The 18,327-nt window shown below is 68.8% G+C and carries 15 protein-coding genes; 3 read left to right on the forward strand and 12 right to left on the reverse strand.

The genetic code is table 11. The annotated features are described in order from the left end of the window. Nucleotides 1-281 precede the first annotated feature (281 nt). Nucleotides 282-542: a 30S ribosomal protein S20 gene (gene rpsT, locus ACYVOK_RS21790; RefSeq protein WP_460664330.1), complete on the forward strand. Its 261-nt coding sequence runs from the start codon at nucleotides 282-284 to the stop codon at nucleotides 540-542. A gap of 168 nt (nucleotides 543-710) precedes the next feature. Here the strand turns inward: rpsT and holA are convergent, their stop codons facing one another. Next, nucleotides 711-1,712 carry a DNA polymerase III subunit delta gene (gene holA, locus ACYVOK_RS21795; RefSeq protein ID WP_460664331.1) on the reverse strand — a complete coding sequence of 334 codons (1,002 nt, stop codon included), beginning with the start codon at nucleotides 1,710-1,712 and terminating at the stop codon, nucleotides 711-713. Nucleotides 1,713-1,909: 197 nt separating this feature from the next. Here holA and ACYVOK_RS21800 point away from each other — a divergent pair, with 197 nt between their 5' ends. After that, nucleotides 1,910-2,449, forward strand: a complete 540-nt coding sequence (locus tag ACYVOK_RS21800) for an isochorismatase family protein (RefSeq protein ID WP_460664521.1) — start codon at nucleotides 1,910-1,912, stop codon at nucleotides 2,447-2,449. Nucleotides 2,450-2,654: 205 nt separating this feature from the next. On the opposite strand, the gene ACYVOK_RS21805 is transcribed toward ACYVOK_RS21800, so the two are convergent. The 4 genes from ACYVOK_RS21805 to ACYVOK_RS21820 all read right to left on the reverse strand — a co-directional run bounded on the left by ACYVOK_RS21805 (nucleotide 2,655) and on the right by ACYVOK_RS21820 (nucleotide 8,051). After that, the gene (locus ACYVOK_RS21805) at nucleotides 2,655-3,290 is read right to left on the reverse strand and encodes a hypothetical protein (RefSeq protein ID WP_460664332.1); all 636 of its coding nucleotides are present in this window, start codon (nucleotides 3,288-3,290) and stop codon (nucleotides 2,655-2,657) included. Nucleotides 3,291-3,546: 256 nt separating this feature from the next. Further along, a complete protein-coding gene (locus ACYVOK_RS21810) occupies nucleotides 3,547-5,940 on the reverse strand; it encodes a ComEC/Rec2 family competence protein (RefSeq protein ID WP_460664333.1) in 2,394 nt (797 codons plus the stop codon). Continuing rightward, on the reverse strand, nucleotides 5,927-6,805 hold the full coding sequence (locus tag ACYVOK_RS21815; RefSeq protein WP_460664334.1) for a helix-hairpin-helix domain-containing protein: 879 nt from the start codon (nucleotides 6,803-6,805) through the stop codon (nucleotides 5,927-5,929). The genes ACYVOK_RS21810 and ACYVOK_RS21815 overlap by 14 nt, the downstream gene beginning before the upstream one ends. Nucleotides 6,806-7,208: 403 nt before the next feature. Then, nucleotides 7,209-8,051, reverse strand: a complete 843-nt coding sequence (locus tag ACYVOK_RS21820) for a DegV family protein (RefSeq protein WP_460664335.1) — start codon at nucleotides 8,049-8,051, stop codon at nucleotides 7,209-7,211. A 118-nt stretch (nucleotides 8,052-8,169) separates the two neighbouring features. Between ACYVOK_RS21820 and ACYVOK_RS21825 the strand changes: the two genes are divergently transcribed. Continuing rightward, nucleotides 8,170-8,721, forward strand: a complete 552-nt coding sequence (locus ACYVOK_RS21825; protein ID WP_460664336.1) for a pyridoxamine 5'-phosphate oxidase family protein — start codon at nucleotides 8,170-8,172, stop codon at nucleotides 8,719-8,721. Nucleotides 8,722-9,499: 778 nt separating this feature from the next. On the opposite strand, the gene ACYVOK_RS21830 is transcribed toward ACYVOK_RS21825, so the two are convergent. The 7 genes from ACYVOK_RS21830 to ACYVOK_RS21860 form a co-directional block, all read right to left on the reverse strand. Then, complete coding sequence (locus ACYVOK_RS21830; RefSeq protein WP_460664337.1) at nucleotides 9,500-12,061, reverse strand: ATP-binding protein; 2,562 nt, start codon at nucleotides 12,059-12,061, stop codon at nucleotides 9,500-9,502. A 171-nt stretch (nucleotides 12,062-12,232) separates the two neighbouring features. Further along, entirely contained in the window at nucleotides 12,233-12,439 is a 207-nt protein-coding gene (locus ACYVOK_RS21835; protein WP_460664338.1) for a hypothetical protein, read from the reverse strand. Nucleotides 12,440-12,540: 101 nt separating this feature from the next. Beyond that, nucleotides 12,541-12,960 carry a YjbQ family protein gene (locus ACYVOK_RS21840; RefSeq protein ID WP_460664339.1) on the reverse strand — a complete coding sequence of 140 codons (420 nt, stop codon included), beginning with the start codon at nucleotides 12,958-12,960 and terminating at the stop codon, nucleotides 12,541-12,543. Between the two features lie 12 nt (nucleotides 12,961-12,972). Beyond that, nucleotides 12,973-15,453, reverse strand: a complete 2,481-nt coding sequence (gene leuS / locus ACYVOK_RS21845; RefSeq protein WP_460664340.1) for a leucine--tRNA ligase — start codon at nucleotides 15,451-15,453, stop codon at nucleotides 12,973-12,975. A gap of 221 nt (nucleotides 15,454-15,674) precedes the next feature. Beyond that, nucleotides 15,675-16,535, reverse strand: coding sequence for a trypsin-like serine protease (locus ACYVOK_RS21850; protein ID WP_460664341.1), 861 nt, complete (start codon nucleotides 16,533-16,535; stop codon nucleotides 15,675-15,677). 75 nt (nucleotides 16,536-16,610) lie between these two features. Further along, a complete protein-coding gene (locus ACYVOK_RS21855) occupies nucleotides 16,611-17,546 on the reverse strand; it encodes a helix-turn-helix domain-containing protein (RefSeq protein ID WP_460664342.1) in 936 nt (311 codons plus the stop codon). Next, nucleotides 17,543-18,310, reverse strand: coding sequence for a phytanoyl-CoA dioxygenase family protein (locus ACYVOK_RS21860; RefSeq protein ID WP_460664343.1), 768 nt, complete (start codon nucleotides 18,308-18,310; stop codon nucleotides 17,543-17,545). Before ACYVOK_RS21860 ends, ACYVOK_RS21855 begins: the two co-directional genes overlap by 4 nt. Nucleotides 18,311-18,327 lie beyond the last annotated feature (17 nt).

The following is an 18,327-nucleotide window of genomic DNA, read 5'->3' on the forward strand; positions in this document are numbered from 1 at the left end:
AAGAACGAGGTGGCCTCCCGCACCGGCATCACGGTGAAGCCCGCCACGACGATGCCCAGGACCGTCAGCGCCACGATCCGGTTGACCTGGACCGAGTCTCGCGGAGCGCGGGTTCAGGCGGCTTTCACGCCGGCCCGGTCCGGTCGTTCACGCTGGTCCGGTTTGGTGGAGGGTGGGGCTTGTTGGTAATCTAGCTCTTCGCGCCCCCACGGGTGATGCTCACTCGTGCGCGCGACACTGTTCCTGTACTGACCGCATACTCCTGATCGAGGCTCTGCTCCGTGGCGAACATCAAGTCCCAGATCAAGCGCAACCGCCAGAACGAGGCTGCGCGACTTCGCAACAAGTCGGTGAAGTCGACCCTCAAGACGGCTGTTCGCCGCTTCCGCGAGGCCGCCGAGGCCGGTGACGTCGCGAAGGCGCAGGAGCACGCCCGCGTGGCCGGCCGCCTGCTCGACAAGGCCGCCAGCAAGGGCGTCATCCACGCGAACCAGGCCGCCAACCGGAAGTCGTCCATCTTCAAGAAGGTCGCCTCTCTCTGAGGCACCGCCAAACGATCGGCCACCCACCGGGCAGGCCGATCGTTTTTGCGTCCCCGAACCCAGCCGGCCTCGCCGCCGGCTGGGTTTCGCATATCCCTGTCCACGCTTGAGGCCACGCCATACGTCAACTTGGCGGATTGGCCTGGGGTTGGAGGTACGGCGGATCGGCTAACGGCGGCCGTGGGCTCGGCTCACGGTGATGACCATGCGTTCGAGCGCGTAGCCGGCGTCCCCGGAAGCACCCTTGACGTCGGCATCGGCCTGGGCGACCGCCTTGATCGCCGCCGCCAGCCCGCCGGGCGTCCACCCGCGCGCCTGCTGTTTGAGCTGTTTCAGCTTCCACGGAGGTACGCCGACCTCGCGCGCCAGATCCGCCTCACGCAGACCGCTCGGCGCACTCGAGTACTTCGCGAGCCCGCGCAACCCACCCGCCATCGCGCTCGTCACCAGCACCGGCGCGACCCCGCAGTCCAGCGCCCACCGCAACTGCTCCAGCGCCGGCTCCGTCCGGCCCGCGATCGCCGCGTCGGCCACCGCGAAACTCGTCACCTCGGCACGACCCCCGAAGTACTGACCGATCAACTCCGCGGTGACCGCCTGGCCGCCCGAGTCCGACACCAGCTGCGAACACGCCCCGGCCAGCGCCCGCAGATCATGCCCGACCGCGTCGACCAGCGCCGACGCCGCCCGCTCGTCCACGGATCCACCGAGCAACCGGATCTCGCCGGCGACGAACTGCGGCAACTCCCACGTTTTCGGCGCGGTCGCGACCACCTCGTTGACCGATGCCTTCCGCAACTTGTCGAGGACCGCCTTGCCCTTCTGCCCGCCGGAGTGCACCAGGACGACGAGTACGTCGTCCGAGGGCGAGCCGGCGTACTCGATCAGGTACGGCGCCATCTCGGCGGGCAGGTTCTCCAGCGCCCGCAGGACGAGCACGCGCTCAGTCGCGAACAACGACGGTCCGGTCAGCTCCGCGAACACCCCCACATCCAGCGCGGCCGCCTCCACCTCCGTCACCTCGACCTCGGCGCTCCCCTTCGACACCGCCGCAATCGCCGACCGCACCGCCCGATCCGCCAAAAACGACTCGGCCCCGGTCACCAGCAAGACATCGCCCAACTTAGGCGCAGAACCCCTACGAGCAGCCACCCTCCCACCCTCCCACACCCCACCGACACAACACCCCAAAGGTATGTAGGCCGCCAAACCTCCGGAGCGCCGAGGCGGGCAGACCAAGCGTTCGGTCGAGCGGTGCCGCCGACGGACAGCCGGCGCGGGGGGAAAAGTCGGTGGAGGGGTGGGATGGGAACGGGGAGGATTGGGGGGTGACTGATGGTGTGACGGGTGTTGATGCGTTGGTTGTTGTGGATGTGCAGAGTGCGTTCGTAACGGGGACGGGCGCGGTGCCTGATGCGGCTCAGCTGGTTGAGCGGGTGAGCGAGTTGCTGGATCGGGCGCGGGAGGCGGGGGCGCTCGTCGTACACCTTCAGAACGACGGGGCGCCTGGGTCGGAGGACGAGCCTGAGACTCCCGGGTGGGAGTTGTATCTGCCGGTGAAGCCTGGGCCTCGCGAGTACGTGATTCGGAAGCCGAGGGACGATGGGTTCGACGGCACGCGACTCGGTGAGGTGCTCGTGGGCGCGGGGGTGCGGTCGGTCGCGATCTGCGGCTTGATGTCGGAGATGTGTGTGCAGGCCACCGCTCGAACCGCCCTCGCCCGCGGCTACCGCGTCGTGCTCCCGTACGACGCGCACGCGACCCACAACATCCCCGCAGTTCCTGGCGTCTGCGAGGAAATCCCGGCGTACGTCGTCTCGCGAGTCGCCTCGTGGGCTCTCGGCAGCGAGGCCAACACCACCAACCCGGCCAGCGCCCTCACCTTCATCACGCCGGCAAAGCCGTGACGTTCGCGAGCGCAGATCAGTGGGACGATCTCTTCCTTTGATATCGGGGGAAGCGCGCAGCCCGGAAGCTTTGAGCCTTCGACAGACCGAGAGATGTTTGCCGAGCATGAGGAAGCCCTCGCCGATGACTGCTCGGGAGGGCTTCCTCTGGCTTATGGATGCTTCGCAGTTCCACGCGATGCGGAATGCCCGGGTGACAGCAGGTTCAGCCGACCTGGGCGCAGGTGACCCACGGACGTACGGTCACGTCGGCGGTGCCGGTGTTGATGGCTTCCACGAGCCAGCCGTTGGCCAGGATCGAGCCGGCCGGGTCGCCCGCGATCGGTTCGTACACGACCTTGCCGGCCTTGATCTGCGTCGGCTCGGAGGCAATCACCTGGACAGCCTTGGCGGCCGCATCACCGGCGTCGGCGGCGAGACGGAACCCGCCTCCGAGCGCGACCTTGCCCTGGGCGCACTGGACCCACACCGTGTGGCTCTTGCCGTCGTTCGGCACGACCGCCGTGGAGTTGGCGCCCTGGCCCGGCCACTTCGACAGGTCGGTGCTGCCCGGGTATGGGCCGTCGGACTCGATCTTCGACAGGCGGCCCGACTTGTCGTTCAACTTCCCGTTGACCGTGGAGTCGAGGTCGCGCGAGCCGAGCGAGCCGTCCTTGATCTCAACGCCGTCCAGCGAGTTGTCGACCACCTGGGTCTTCGCGACCGACCGTGCACAGAGCGGGTAGGTGAGGGTCGCGCACCCGGTCCCCCCGGCCGCGTTCGCCGCGATGGCTCCCCCACCGATCACCACGACAGCGGCGATGCCCGCGGCAACCAACTTCTGCTTCTTGCTGAGCTTCATAGCTCGGTTCCCCTCCAAGACGCCCCGGCCAACTCCCAATCGAGGCCAGGTGCGAACGGCAACTTAGCAGACTAGACCACAAACGCAACACCCCACATCACCATGCCAACCATGAGGATCCGGCCCTCCGAGGGCCAGGCGGTTGCGGGGGTTGATGACCGTCCTGCGGAGCGGCGGGTGGTGAGGTTGTGCGGGTTGGTGGTCGTCAGGCGGCGCGACGGGTGGTGAGGGTTAGGGGGTTGTGGGGCGCTGGTCGTCAGGGGGTTTGGGGGGTGGTGAGGGTTAGGTGGTTTTGGGGGTTGGTGATGGTTAGGGGGCCGTTGGTTTGGGTTGTGGCGGTTCGGGTGGATTGGTGGGAGAGGAGGGTGAGGGTTCTGGGGGCGGGGTGGCCGTAGTCGTTGTCTCGGCCAGCGGAGATGAGGGCCAGGCGGGCGTTGGTGGCGGCTATGAACGCGGGGTCCTGTTGGGCGGAGCCGTGGTGGGGGACTTTGAGGACGTCGGCGCGCAGGTCGGCGCCGGTGGCGAGGATGGCGCGTTGGGATTCGGGTTCGAGGTCGCCGGTGAGGAGGATCCGGAGGCCGGAGATTTCGACCATCATGGTGATGCTGGCGTTGTTCTCGGGCGAGCCCTCGTCGGTGGCGGTTGCCGAGGACGTGCCGGGCGACGGCAACGCTGGTACGCGCGCCGGCCAGAGAGTGGTCCAACTCATCGAACCGACCACCCGCTTCTCCAGATAGCTCACGGTGCGCAGGCTGATGCCGTGATGGGACGCAAGGTCGACCACCCGGTCGTACTCACCGGGCGGCGAGAAGTACGGCGTCACTTCGATCACGTCGACCCGCCGATCGTTCAGTACGCCGGCCAATCCGCCGACGTGATCTGCATGGAAATGGCTGAGCACCAGGACCGGAACGTGCTCGACGCCGAGATCACGCAGACACCGGTCCATCGCGGCCGGGTCCGGACCGGTGTCGACGACCACGGCTGATTTCTCGCCTGAACGCAGTACCAGACCATCTCCTTGCCCTACATCGCACATCACGAAAAGCCAGTCGTCGGGCGGCCAGCCGAGTGAACCGACCGGACGCAGTACGACGAGGGCCAGCAGAGCAACCGCCAGCAACATGGCGACCGGACGGGCCAGGATGCGATGCAGCCCGAACACGAGCGCGATGCAGAGCACGGTCAGTATGCCGACTCCTACCGCGGTCGCCGGCCAGGCGTTGGCGGCACCTGGGAGATCCGCGCCTTCGCGGGCGATGAGGATGATCCAGCGGGCCGGCCAGCCCGCCGCCCAGCCCACCAGTTGAGCCACCTCCGTGCTGATGACGGCCACACCGGCCGCGGTGAAGCCGAGGATCGTCGCCGGACCGACAGCTGGACCGGCGAGGAGATTGGCGCCGACGGCAACCAACGACACCTCGCCGGACAGCCATGCGACGACCGGCGTACAGGCGAGTTGCGCAGCCAACGGACAGGAGATCGCATCCGCTAGCCAGACCGGCAACCATTTGGCGAGTGCGTCGCGCCACCCCGGGGCGAGCAGCACGATGCCCGCGGTCGCCAGCACGGACAACGCGAACCCGGCCGACCTCGCCAGCGACGTGTCCAGAAGCAGCAGGACGATCACCGCGACCGACAGACTGCGTACGGCGCGGCGACGCGATCCACCGCTTGTCATTGCTGCCAATGCGATCAGACCCATTGCTGCCGCACGCAAGACACTCGGCTGCGGTCTCGCGAGGATGACGAACACGACGACCGTCATCAGTCCGACCGCGGTCAGACCACGTGCGCGCACTCCGACCAGTCGCGCGAGCGGGAGGACGAACGCGAGTAGCAGGGTCAGGTTGGTGCCGGAGACCGCCGACAGGTGGGTGAGACCGGTCGTCCGGAAGTCCTCGGTGAGGTCCGCCGGCAGACCGGACTCGTCGCCCATCACCAAGGCGGGCACGAGGCCGCGTACGTCGTCAGGCTGGTTGGCGACCGACTCACGGAGACCGGCGCGGACCTCCTCCGCGGCACGCAACCACCAGGGTGGTCGGTCCACGATCCGTGGAGCCGAGCGGACCGACAGCATCGCGGCGACATCGGATCCGGGCTCGACCGCCTCGAGCCTGCCGTTCGCATCGACCCGCTGGCCGTAGCGGACCTGTTTCCACCGCTCCGAGCCGATCACCAACACCGGCGTACGCACCCGGGTGGCGGTCCCCCGCGCACGTACTTCCTCGATCGTCGCTTTCACCACCACGTACGGCGGTCGTCGGGTGCCCGGACTTCGCCGTACTGATGGATCGGCGTCGATCTTCAAGCGCACGCCGACCGTCGCATCGTCCGCCGCAAGACCTGTCACTGGCCCAGCTCGCAAGCCGTGGACTTGGAGCGCGGCGGCCGTGCCCATCCCAGCGATCACCACCAGCACTCCGACTGCGGCCCAGCCAGTTTGCTGTCGAGAGGAGCGGCGTACGACGAGAGCAAGTGAGCAGGCGAGGGTCAGGGCGACGGCTGCGGTGAGGATGCCGGCGAGGGGTCGGTGCGCGACCAGGAGTACCGCGGCCAGCCATCCGGCGGCGGCCGGAACCAGCAGCCGTATGTCGAGTGGTTCGCGGTCCTCCGTCGGCTCGTCGCCGGGAGCGTCAGACGCGGACATGGGATTTGAGGGAGTCGAACTTCTTCGGGCCTACGCCGGGGACCTCCTGGAGTTGGTCGATGGTGGTGAAGGGACCGTTCTGAGTGCGGTAGTCGAGGATGCGCTGGGCCAGGACCGGACCGACCCCGGGCAGAGCGTCGAGTTGGTCGAGGGTGGCGGTGTTGAGGTTGACGGGTGCGCCGGGCTGCGCGGTTGGTGGGTTGGATGTGGTGCCTGGTGCGGTGGTTGTGGTGCCCGGTGGTGCGGCTTGGCCGACGAGTATTTGTTCGCCGTCGGTGACCTGGCGGGCGAGGTTGAGGGTGGTGAGGTCGACGCCTGGGAGCGGGCCGCCGGCGAGAGCGAGTACGTCGGCGACGCGGGAGCCGGTGGGTGCGCGGACCAGGCCGGGGCGGCGTACCTTGCCGGCGACGTGGACGACGACGGTGCCGGTTGGCTGACCGGGAACGCCTGGCGACGCAGCGCCTGGTGAAGGTTGATTGCCGGGCGACGGTTGGGCGTTGGAGGGGCAGGCCTGGCCGCTGGGGCACGGTTGGGTGACTGGTGCGCCGGAGGTGAGGGTGGTTGGTGGGCGGGCGTCGGGGAGGGTCTCGGGCCGGGCGCGGAGGACTGACCAGGCGGCCCAGGCCAGGCCGATGCACAGTACGACGGCCAGGACCACGACGTGGCGTGGTGACAGGGTCCAGCGGGCATCACGTAGTCGCTCGGGCCGGACGGGTTCGGGGATCCATCCACCTCGCACCTCCTCATCACGCTCCTCCAGTTCTTCGTCGGTCCCGCCGGGGTGCGGTGCGCGGGCGGCAAGACGTGCCAGCGCACGCTCTCGCGCACCCGGGTCGGGTGCGGCGGGGCGGCGGAAGACCTTCACGCCAGAGAAAGTACGAGTCCGCAGCCCCGTTGGAGAGACGACTTCGTTCCTGTGGAAAACGGCGTGGTCGCACGGAGGCGAGGAGTCAGCAGGACCAAGGTCCGGAGGTCCGGTGGCCCGGGAGGCTAGGACGGGCACGAGGCTGCGCCGGATGGGTGGGCAGGCAGGGTGGACCAGGCGGGAGCGCAGGGCAGACGAGGCAAGCGCGCGGGCGGGCGGGAGCCAGGGCAGACGATGCAAGCGGGCGGGCCATGCGAGGCAAGCGCGCGGGGCATGTGAGGCCAGCGGACGGAACGGATTAGGCGGGCGGCGCGCGCGGGAGGGCAGAAGAGGCGAGGGCGGCAGGGCGGACTGGCCCGGGTGGGCAGGCGGCAAGGCCGGCGGGGGCGGAGGGGCGGAGGGGTTAGCGGGGGGCTATTACTACGGCTAGGAGGCCGGGGCCTACGTGGGCGCCTATGACGGCGCCTACTTCTCGGAGGACTATTTCGTCTGCTTGGGGTAGGCGTTCGGCGAGGCCGTCGGCGAGGGTTTGGGCCTTTTCGAGGTTGGCGAGGTGGTGGACGGCGACCTGGACCGGGCCGTCGCCGGCTCGCTGGACGGCGATGTCGGCGAGGCGGGCGATGGCGCGGCTCGAGGTGCGGACCTTCTCGAGCGGGACGATCCGGCCGCTGCTGATCGTCAGCAGCGGTTTGACCGCGAGCGCCGTACCCAGGAGGGCCTGGGCGGCGCCGATGCGGCCGCCGCGGCGGAGGTACTCGAGGGTGTCGACGTAGAAGTACGCCGAGATCGACGCCATCCGGACCCGTGCGGCGGCCTCGACGGCGGCCTGGTCCTCCCCCGCGGCGGCCGCGGCGGCCGCGGCGAGAACCGGGAACCCGAGGCCCATCGCGATCGAGCGGGAGTCGATCACCCGGACCGGGATCGGTGACTCCTTCGCGCCGATCATCGCGGCCTCGACCGTGCCGGACATCTCGCCGGAGAGGTGGATGGACACGATCGACTCGGCTCCGGCCGCGGCGCAGGCGGCGTACGCCTCGGCGAACGTCTGGGGCGCCGGGCGGCTGGTGGACACCGGCGTGAAGGTCTTGAGTGCCTCCGCGACCGCATCGGCAGAGGTGGCGCCGTCGTCGTACGACGTACCGCCGATGACGACCTGCACCGGTACGACGGTCACCGGGAGGCGGAGGAGCTCGTGTGTGGACAGACCGGCCGTGGAGTCGGTGACGACGTGCACGCGGGCTGACATGCAGCGAGGTTACCGGACGGTTCAGAGCGTGTCTCCCGGTCCCACGTCGTCGCGAGCAGGCAGGCGCGGGACCGGGCATGACGCCTTTTTGTCGGCGCTCGGTGCCAGACTCCACAAGATGAGGGAGACAGCAGCGGAAGTCGCCGAACTGCAGCAGCTCCTCGATGCGGCGTACCAGCGCTCGACGGAGCATCTGCGCACGATCATCACGGGCACCCGCCGCCTGGACGCCGAGGGGCTGGTGCGGATTCTGACCGGCATGTGCACGCTCAATCTGGCCACCGTCACGGCGCGGGGCGAGCCGCGGATCAGCGCTGTCGACGGGCACTTCCTGCACGCGCGGTGGGTGTTCAGCACGTCCGGTTCGGCGGCCAAGGCGCGGCATCTGCGCGCCAGGCCGGCGGCCAGCATCTCGTACGTCGACGGCGAGCGGATCGGCGTGTTCAGTCACGGGAACGTCGAGTTCCTGACGCCGGAGCACCCGGATTTCGACGAGATCGAGGGGCATCTGACCGCGTACTACGGGAGTTCGCCGTCGAGCTGGGGTGACGACATCGTGTACTGCCGGCTCCAGCCGTCCTGGATGGTCGGATACGGCGACCAGGCCGCGCTCCTGGCGGAGGTCGAGCAGGCGGAAGCAGCGAAGAAGTCGAAGCGGAAGAAGAAGTAGCACGAAAGCGGAAGAAGTAGACGAAACCAGCGAGGGTGAAGGCCTACCCCTCCGGGGCCTTCACCCTCGCCCAGCTGACTTCCCCCTGTGAGTCAGCCCTTCACCTCATCGCGCCGGCTTCCCCTGTGCGCCGGCGCTTCACTGCGGTGCGCTGACTTTCCCTGTGAGTCAGCGCTTCACTTCACCGCGCCGGCTTCCCCTGTGCACCGGCGCTCACCTGCCGTGCTGACTCCCCCTCGTTGTCAGCACCGAGTTCAGTTCCTCGCCGAGCTACTCCCCGTGCCGGTTCCGCGAAGGACCGGTCTGACCGCGAGCTCGCCGAGGTCCCGGGAGGCCCCAGCGGCTGACCCCGCCGGCGGGTGACCAAACCCGCCGGCTTCCCCGTGTCAGCCAGACCGGCACTCGTCCCCTGTGTCGTGTGCCCGGTCGTGTGCTGGGACCCCGCCCCGGGTGTGGTGCCCTGACGGAACACGGCACCCGGTTCAGGCAGGACAGATCCGCACGACGCAGCACTCCGGAGCTCTCGACAGCCGATCGGCGCCCCCACCGTCCGGCCGCCGGATGCCCTCCGCGTCGCCTCCCCCAAGCTGGCCGGCAGTCCGGTGCGGCACCCGTGACCACTCTGCTTCGTCACGGTTCACCACCCCTTCCCTGCCTGTGCCCGGCTTCGGTCTCTGCCTCGTGGAACCTGTCCTACGGCTGTAATTGTTCGGCCGGCAGGCATGTCAGGACGAGGCAGAAGTACCGGCAGTTACCCGGCAGCTTCAGCGGATGCGCGTCACGAAAGAGCGGTGAGTACGTCGTTCGCCAGCCGCTGCACCGCGGCAGCGGGGTCGGGCTCAGGCCAGCCGTCGGCGGCCGAAGCGGTGTCGCACGACTCCTGCAGGACCGCCCACGCGGTCGGCAGCATCGGCGGGTCCATGGACCGCTGCCACGCCAGCAGTTGGCCGCACAAGGCATCGCCCTCCGAGGACTTCCCCAGTGCGTGCAGCACGGCCACCGCCTCAGGCAGTACCTCCAGCAGGTAAACGACCCGTCCCTCGACCAGCAGTCGGTTCACAGCGTCCCGGATGCACGTCCGAGCCTGCTCCACGTCACCGGCGTCACGGGCGAGTCGTGACCGGTAGAGCATCACGAGGTAGTCGAAGTACCCCCGGTGACCGCGGATGTCGGCGTCGGCCTCGTCGAGCAGCGCCCGCGCCTCGTCGTACCGTCCGTCGTGGTACTCGACCATGGCCAGGCAGCCGGCCACCTTGGTCCGCTCGGGGTCGTCGGAGGCTTGACTGTCCCGGGCAAGCAGAGCCCAGCGCCGCGCCTCGGACAGATTGCCCAGCTCGAGCTCCACCCGGCTGAGCGCCATGTAGGCGATCTCGTCCGGGTATACGCCTGGGTTGACCAGTGCGGCCTCCCAGGCGAGCAGGAGCTTCTTGGCCTCGGGCAGGCGCCCCCACCGGAGCAGGGCGAGCCCACACGTCGCCTGGACGGTTGCTGACCGTTGGAAGTCGCCGTGCCTGCGTGCGTCTTCCACGAGCCCGGGTATCTCGGCCAGGCTCTGTGTGTCGAGCAGGTGCGAGCCGGACGACACCCAGCCGCCTCGAGCCACCAGACCCATCTCGGTCTCGCCTGGGATGAGCTGACGCGCTTCGCCGTAGTACCGCCGGGCGCCACGCACGTCACCGGTCAGACTGGACAGCCGACCGGCGATCGCCAGCAGTCTGCCGCTCACTTCCTTGTCGGTGACGTTCTCGGCACACAGAGTCGCCCAGCGGATGCCGCTCTCGGCCACACTCGCTTGGTACTGCCACGCGATCCGAAACCCGAGCACCATCCGCGCGGCCACGTCCCACTGCCCCAGCTCGGCCGCACGCTCCAGAGCCACCTCGAACAGCGCCGAGTTCGCGTGAGCGGCTCGATAGCGCCGATCGCGGTCCGGCGACGACCACGCGCCTTCCAGACCGGAGACGTACGACGAGCACCAGGCGACCGCCCGGTCCCGGAACTCGGTGAGGTCGTCTCCCTGCGACGACAGACCGGCGTACGCATGCTCCCGGATCGTCTCCAGCAACTTGTAGCGGGCGCCGTACAACTGCTCGAACTCGTTGACCGGCTGCAGCAGCGATTTCTCCACCAGTTCGGCCAGCAGCATCGGTACGTCGGCCGCGTCGATCGGATCGCCCGTGCACACGCCCGCGACCGCGTGCAGCGTGAACGGCGACCCCAGCATCGACGCCCGGTACAGCAACTGCCGAGCCGGGTCGGAGAGCGCGTCGACGCTCCACGCGATCGTGTCGGCCAGGGTCCGCTGATGAGGTGCACCGAACCGCCGCGGCCCCGAAAGCAGCCGGAACCGGTCGTCCAGCGCGGACAGGATCGTCTCCACCGACAGGGACCCGGCCCGCGCGGCCGCGAGCTCCAGAGCCAGCGGCAGCCCGTCCAGCCGGCGGCACAGCCGGGCGACGGTCGGAGCGTTCTCCTTCGTCAACTGGAAGTCCGGCCGGACGCGGACCACCCGCCGGCAGAACATCTCCACCGCCGGGCTGGCCGCGATCTCGTCGAAGTCCGTGTCGTTCGCGGGTACGTCGAGCACCGACACCCGCCGGACGACCTCGTCTGGCAGGCCGAGCGGGATCCGCGACGTGACCAGTACGCCGATGCCCGGGAAGCTGCGGACCATCCGGTTCGCGACCGTCGCGACCCCGTCGAGCACGTGCTCGGCGTTGTCCTCGACGATGACCAGGTCACCGGGCTTGCGCCCGGACAGTACGTCGTCCAGGTCCGACGTACCCGGTGCGGTGCCGAAGGCGTCCAGGATGGCCGACGGTACGGCGGCATCGCGCTGAACGGTCGTGAGGTCGACAACCACGACCGTGCTGTCGGCACCGGAGAACCGGTCGGCGGCGGCGAGTGCGAGCTCGGTCTTGCCGACACCGCCCGGGCCGACGAGCGTGACGAGCCGGTTCTGCCGCAGCAGCTCCTCCAGTTCGAGGAGCTCCCGCTCACGGCCGACGAGTCCGTCGGGAATCGGTCTGGTGCCGCGCCAGCGCAGTCCGGTCGGGGCGGGGGCGGCCACCGAGATGACCGGCCGGACACTGCCGTGCCCGGCCGCGGCGAGGAAGCGTTCGGCGTCGCCGTCGTGCAGGCCGAGCCCCACGGCGAGCAGCCGGACGGAGTCCTTGCGCGGCCGCGCCACCCGGCCGGCCTCCAGTTCGCGGATGGTGCGCACGCTGAGCCCGGCCCGTTCGGCCAGTTCCTCCTGCGAGAGCCCTGCCTGGAGCCTCAGGTCGAGCAAGAGATCGGCGAATCCCCGCCGTCCCTCAGCCCGGCCATCCGCGTCCGACAAAGCCCGTCACCCCTCCTGAGGCCTCACGTTCCGGTCACAACTTACCGTGACAGGGGCGTCCGCGCCGGACGCGCCCGGTGACGTGCGTTGCGGCACGGCTCACACCGGACGGTTGAGAATGGCAACGAATATGATTCAGGATCGAATTACTGAAGGCACAAAAAGAGCGTTTCAAGCGCTCGCGCGCACCGGGGCGGATTCCTTTTCACCGGTGTAAAGGGAAAGCACCTCGGTCCAGTCGTCGAGCCGGGCGCTGGTCGCGGCGCGGCCGGTGTCGGCGTTCAGCAGGCTTCCGTCGCAAATACCGCGGGTGGCGCGGATCAGGAGTTCGGTGCCGAGTCCCACCCACTGGGCCCGAAGAGTGTCAAGCGCTGCCATGCGGGCAATTCAAGCGGAGTCGTGTTTCGCATGCGTAACGCAACTCGCAACATCACGATAAGTCACAAGAATTCCGCACGGCCTTGTTACCGCGTGGTCCATTAACCGGGCAGCCAGGAAAGCCGCACCTGGCGGCTCGGGTTGTCCACATTGGTGTCCACCAGGCAGATCGATTGCCAGGTGCCGAGCATCATCCGGCCGTCGAGGACCGGGATGGTGGCGTACGGCGGGATCAGCGCGGGCAGGACGTGGTCCCGGCCATGGCCCGGCGTACCGTGCCGATGGCGCCAGCCGAAGTCGCGCGGGAGCACGTCCTCGAGCACCGCCAGCAGATCGGTGTCGCTGCCCGCACCGGTCTCCAGGATGGCGATCCCGGCCGTCGCGTGCGGAACGAACACGTGCAGCAGTCCGTCGCCCTGGGCCTGATGGGCCTCGGAGTTGACGAACTGCTCGCACCTGCTCGTCAGGTCGAAGACAACCTCGCTACCGCCGGTCTCGACATCGATCAGCTCAGAACGCATCTGAGCAGCTTGTCAGGCCGGGACGATGTTGACCAGTTTGGGTGCCCGGACGACGACCTTGCGGACGCCGCGGCCGTCCAGCGCCTTCTGTACCGCGTCGGAGGCAAGCGCCAGCTGCTCCAGGTCGGCGTCGGACACGTCCGGCGAGACCTCCAGCCGGTCCTTCACCTTGCCGGCGATCTGGACCACGCAGGTGACCGTGTCCTGGACCAGCAGCGCCGGGTCGACCTTCGGCCAGCCGGCCTTGGCGACGGTCGGCTCGTGGCCCAGCGTCTCCCACATGTCCTCGGCCGTGTACGGCGCGACCAGGCTCAGCAGGATCGCGACCGTCTCGACCGCCTCGCGGACGGCCGGGTCGGCGGCACCGGGGCCGGAGTCGACCGCCTTCCGGGTGGCGTTGACCAGCTCCATGATCCGGGCGACCATCACGTTGAACCGGAACGAGTCGATCAGCTCGGCCGCGTCGGACACCGTCCGGTGGGTGATCTTGCGCAGCTCGACGTCACCCGTCGCCGAGTCGGCGCCCGGCGGCGCCTCGACCGCGTGCGCCAGCCGCCAGGCCCGCTGCAGGAACTTCAGCGAGCCGCCCGGCGACATGTCGGCCCAGTCGATGTCGTCCGACGGCGGACCGGCGAAGACCATGGTCAGCCGAACCGCGTCGACGCCGTACTCGTCGATCTGGTCGCCCAGGTTGACGCCGTTGCCCAGCGACTTGCTCATCGCCTTGCCCTGGTTGATCACCTGGCCCTGGTTCAGCAGCCGGGTGAACGGCTCGACCGCGGTCAGCAGGCCCATGTCGTGCAGCGCCTTGACGAAGAAGCGCGCGTACAGGAGATGCAGTACGGCGTGTTCCTTGCCGCCGACGTACTGGTACACCGGCATCCAGCGCTCGGCCGCCTCCGGGTCGAACGGGCCCTCGGTGTAGTCCGGCGACAGGTAGCGCAGGAAGTACCAGGACGAGTCGACGAAGGTGTCCATCGTGTCGGTGTCCCGCTCGGCCTTGCCGCCGCACTTCGGGCAGTCCACCTCGACCCATTCGCGGGCGGCCGCCAGCGGCGACACACCCTTCGGCGCCAGGTCCGCACCGCGCAGGTCGGGCAGCTGCATCGGCAGCTGGTCCTCCGGGACCGGCACCTCGCCGCAGGACGGGCAGTGGATGATCGGGATCGGGCAGCCCCAGTACCGCTGCCGGCTCAGCAGCCAGTCACGCAGCCGGTAGTTGATGGTCCGCTCGCCCAGGCCCTTGCTCTCCAGCCAGTCGATGATCCGCGACTTGGCCTCGTCGACGCCCAGCCCGTTCAGGCTGATCTCGTCGTTGGCGCTGTTGATCGCCGGACCCTCGCCGGTGTACGCCTTGCCGTCGAAGTCGTCGGACGGCTGCACGGTCCGCACGATCGGCAGGCCGAACTTCTCGGCGAACTCCCAGTCCCGGGCGTCCTGGCCGGGCACGGCCATGATCGCGCCGGTGCCGTAGTCGGCCAGCACGTAGTCGGCGGCCCAGATCGGGATCCGCTCCCCGGTCACCGGGTTGATCGCGTACGAGCCCAGGAAGACGCCGGTCTTCTCCCGCTCGGTGCTCTGCCGCTCGATCTCGGTGGTCGCCTTGACGGCGGTCAGGTACTCGTCGAAGGCGGTCTGCTGCTCCGGCGTGACCAGCTCGGCCGCCAGCTTCGCGTCCGGCGCGACGACCATGAAGGTGGCACCGAACAGCGTGTCCGGCCGGGTGGTGAACACCCGAATCGGTTCGTCACGACCCTCGACCCTGAAGTCCGCGAACGCGCCCTCGGACCGGCCGATCCAGTTGCGCTGCATCAGCAGGATCTCTTCCGGCCACTGCAGCAGCTCCATGTCGTCCAGCAGCCGCTGCGCGTACTCGGTGGTCTTGAAGTACCACTGGGTCAGCTCGCGCTTGGTGACCTCGAACCCGCACCGCTCGCACCGGCCCTGCACGACCTGCTCGTTGGCCAGCACGGTCTGGTCGTTCGGGCACCAGTTGACGTACGACGCCTTGCGGTAGGCCAGCCCTCGCTCGTAGAACCGCAGGAACAGCCACTGCGTCCACCGGTAGTACTCCGGGTCGGACGTGTGCAGCCGGCGCGACCAGTCGAAGCTCAGGCCGTACCGCCGGATCGACTCCGCCTGGGTCTCGATGTTGCCGTACGTGTACGTCGCCGGGTGCTCGTTGCGCTTGATCGCGGCGTTCTCGGCGGGCAGGCCGAACGAGTCCCAGCCGATCGGGTTCAGGACGTCGTACCCCTGCTGGAACCAGTAGCGCGCCAGGACGTCGTGCAGCGCGAACACCTCGGCGTGCCCCATGTGCAGGTCGCCGGAGGGGTAGGAGAACATCGTGAGCGCGTAGCGCCGCTCGGCCGAGCCGTCGTCGCGTGCCTTGAACGGGTCCAGCTTCTCCCACACCGGCCGCCACTTGGCCTGCATGGCGTTGAAGTCGTAGCCGCCCCGGTCGATCGGGCCGTCTTCCACCTGCTCGCTCACGGTCCTACTCCTGATTTCGTGTGTCGTTGAGCCTAAATGTGCCAGAAGGCACTCCTGGAAATAAAAAAGCCCCTCGCACAGGAGGGGACGCCGCACTGACCGGCGCCGGAAGCGCCTGGATGCCAGTACGGCTAACCAAGGAGCAGGCTCACTCGCATGGAGTCAGGATAGCACCGGTGCCGCGACCTGGTGAGGCGGTCGCGGCACCGGTAGCGACGCGGTCAGCCGACCGGCACGCCGAAGGTCTTCAGCCAGTCCTGGACGACCTTGATGTCGATCCGCTGCAGGCCGTCGAGGTAGCGGCAGTTCTCGGTGTAGCCGTAGCTGGTCACGGTCACCACGTAGCCGCCGTGGTACGTCGGGCCGCCGGAGTCGCCGAAGCAGGTGCCGCCCGTGCCCCGGTTGTCGTTCTCGTTGCCGTTCACCTGCAGGATCTGCGGGGTGAGCTTCTGCCCCGGCTCCTGCGCCACCCGGCGCAGCAGCGGGTACGACATCGGCGTCGGCTTCTGCGGACCGGAGTCGGCCTTGCGGACCTCGGTGCCGTAGCCGACCGACGTGAAGAGGGTGCTGTTCAGCTTCGGCTGCTGGTAGGCGTTCAGGTAGTTGGCGGGCGCGATCTTGGCCGGTGCGATGTTGGTGACCGGCCGGTCGAGCACGATCACGCCGACATCGTTCCAGTTGGCCAGATCGGTGAAGTCGGAGTAGTTCGGGTGCGACGCCGCCGTACCGGACTTGTAGCCGGCCTTCTCCAGCTCCGCCTGCGTGTAGCCCTTGGCCGGGTCCGCGGCGACCGGGAACGGCGACGGTGGCTGCTCCGCGATCACCGAGTCGAAGGTCACCAGCGTCTTGCCGACGGTGCCCTTGGTGCAGTGGGCCGCGGTCACCAGCACGGTCGGCGTGACGAGTGTCGCGGTACAGCGGAAGCGGCCGTCCGGCATGTAGAAGAGGATCAGTCCGACGTTCGGATGACCGTTTCCGTCCGGCTCGCCACCGGTGATGGCCGACGCGGGCACCAGGGATGTGGCCGCGAGTCCCAGTGCCAGCGCGATGACGCCGGCGATCCGGCCGAGTCGACTCCTCATATGTTCCCTCCAGGGGTACGGCGGAATACCTGGGGTGCATTTGAACAGTGCTGACGCTCGGTGTCCAGCGCCGTCCTAGATGAACTCGGTTCCGCCGGCGCGGCGGTGCTCCCCCGGCGTACGCCCGTAATGCCGCCGGAACGCGGTGGAGAACGGGCGTACGTCGGAATAGCCGCAGGCACGGGCCACCTCGGTCACGGTCACCGATGGGTCCAGCAACAACTGTGCGGCCAACTCGAGCCGCAGGCGCCGGAGCGTGGCCATGATCGACGCACCGGTCTGCTGCTGGAACAGCCGTTCCGCATGGCGTTCCGAGAGATGTGCGACCGCTGCCACGTCCCGCACGGTGATCGGCCGGGACAGGTTGTCGCGGAGGTGTCGTTGCATGGCTTCGACCACCAGAGGACCGCGATCACGCCGTACGGGCTCCACTGCCAGGTCGTCGTCGAGTGCGAAGGCTCTGGCGGTCTCCAAGACCAGTGCGGAGCCGAGAGCCGCGAGTGCAGTGTTGTAGCCGGACACCGGCGTTGCCGCCTCTCCTGCCAGTGCAGTGATGAGGGCGGGCAACGAGCCGACCCGGTCGGACATGACCGGCCCATCGGACCGGGTGAGGCCGGACCACCACCCGAACTCACCGGGCGCAGCCGTCGGCCGCCCGTCGGCGGCGGGACGGGCGCCGGCAGCGGCCGGGCGGAAGGTGAAACCCCAGAAGGCTATGCCGAGAGGCGCTGCCTTGCTCGACTCGATCTCATGGACGTCACCGGGTCGGGCGAGGAACACTGACCCCGGCACCACGTCGTACTGCGAGGCGCCGGAACTGAAGCGACCTTCGCCGGAGAAGGCCAGGCAGACCTCGTGGAACGAATGGCTGTGCCAGTAGTTGCGCCAGTACTCCGGCCGGTAGTGCCCCCAGCTCAGGAAGTCGGCACGGAACCCGTCGATCTCGCAGGCCTCCAGGAGCCCCGCGAGATCGACGAAACGGTCCGCCGAAGCGACATCCGCGAGGGTCAAACGTTGCTCCTGCCGGTCGGGTCCACTCCCCTCAGCATCATGCCCTGACCGAGGGAGTGGTCGTGCGTCTTCACCGTCGGCGGGTCCGCCGGATCGCGGTACTGGACCAGCCAGGTGGTCCGGGCCTCGTCGCTCACGTTCACCCCGGACCCGTGCACGGTCAGGTAGGTGAAGAACAGTACGTCGCCCGCCTCGGCCGGCTGCGGGATCGCCGACTCGAACGGCACGTCGGGCAGGTGGAACGAGCCCTCGGGGTCGTGCTCGCGCGGACCGTCCTTGTGGCTGCCCGGGATGACCCGGACGCAGCCCTTCTCCTCCGGGGCGTCGTCGAAGTGGAAGATGGCCGCACCGACCCGGTGGTACGTGTGCGGGAAGAACGGGTGGTCCTGGTGCAGCGGGAACGGCGAACCGTTCTCCGGCGGCTTCACGAACAGCTTGGTGTGGTGCAACTGCACGTTGTCCACACCCATCACCGCGGCGGCCACGTCGGTGAATCGCGGGTCCACCAGCAGCCGGGAGAAGGCGGCGTCGTAGAACTGGGCGTCGTGCAAGTGCTGTAGCCGCGTCGCGCCGTCGGACAGGCCCATCGCCGACTTCCAGGTCGGGTCGTCGTTGCGGTTCAGGGCCGCCAGCAGGTCGTGGCTGCGCTGCCGGTAGTAGGCCGCCTCCTCCTTGCTGAGCAGGCCTTTCACCAGCACGAAGCCGTCCTCGGCGTACCGCTGGGCGAGCGTCGAGAGGTCGGTGCCGCTCGAAGTGATCGTCATCTCGAAGTTCCTCCTGA

Source organism: Kribbella swartbergensis (assembly GCF_054784135.1).

What these genes read in the sequence shown, in the direction of transcription:
- ACYVOK_RS21860 (WP_460664343.1), bottom strand. Translation starts at nt 18,310, where the DNA reads ATGACGATCACTTCGAGCGGCACCGACCTCTCGACGCTCGCCCAGCGG.
- ACYVOK_RS21840 (WP_460664339.1), bottom strand. Translation starts at nt 12,960, where the DNA reads ATGCGTTCTGAGCTGATCGATGTCGAGACCGGCGGTAGCGAGGTTGTC.
- ACYVOK_RS21805 (WP_460664332.1), bottom strand. Translation starts at nt 3,290, where the DNA reads ATGAAGCTCAGCAAGAAGCAGAAGTTGGTTGCCGCGGGCATCGCCGCT.
- ACYVOK_RS21820 (WP_460664335.1), bottom strand. Translation starts at nt 8,051, where the DNA reads ATGTCAGCCCGCGTGCACGTCGTCACCGACTCCACGGCCGGTCTGTCC.
- ACYVOK_RS21825 (WP_460664336.1), top strand. Translation starts at nt 8,170, where the DNA reads ATGAGGGAGACAGCAGCGGAAGTCGCCGAACTGCAGCAGCTCCTCGAT.
- ACYVOK_RS21850 (WP_460664341.1), bottom strand. Translation starts at nt 16,535, where the DNA reads ATGAGGAGTCGACTCGGCCGGATCGCCGGCGTCATCGCGCTGGCACTG.
- ACYVOK_RS21835 (WP_460664338.1), bottom strand. Translation starts at nt 12,439, where the DNA reads ATGGCAGCGCTTGACACTCTTCGGGCCCAGTGGGTGGGACTCGGCACC.
- ACYVOK_RS21810 (WP_460664333.1), bottom strand. Translation starts at nt 5,940, where the DNA reads ATGTCCGCGTCTGACGCTCCCGGCGACGAGCCGACGGAGGACCGCGAA.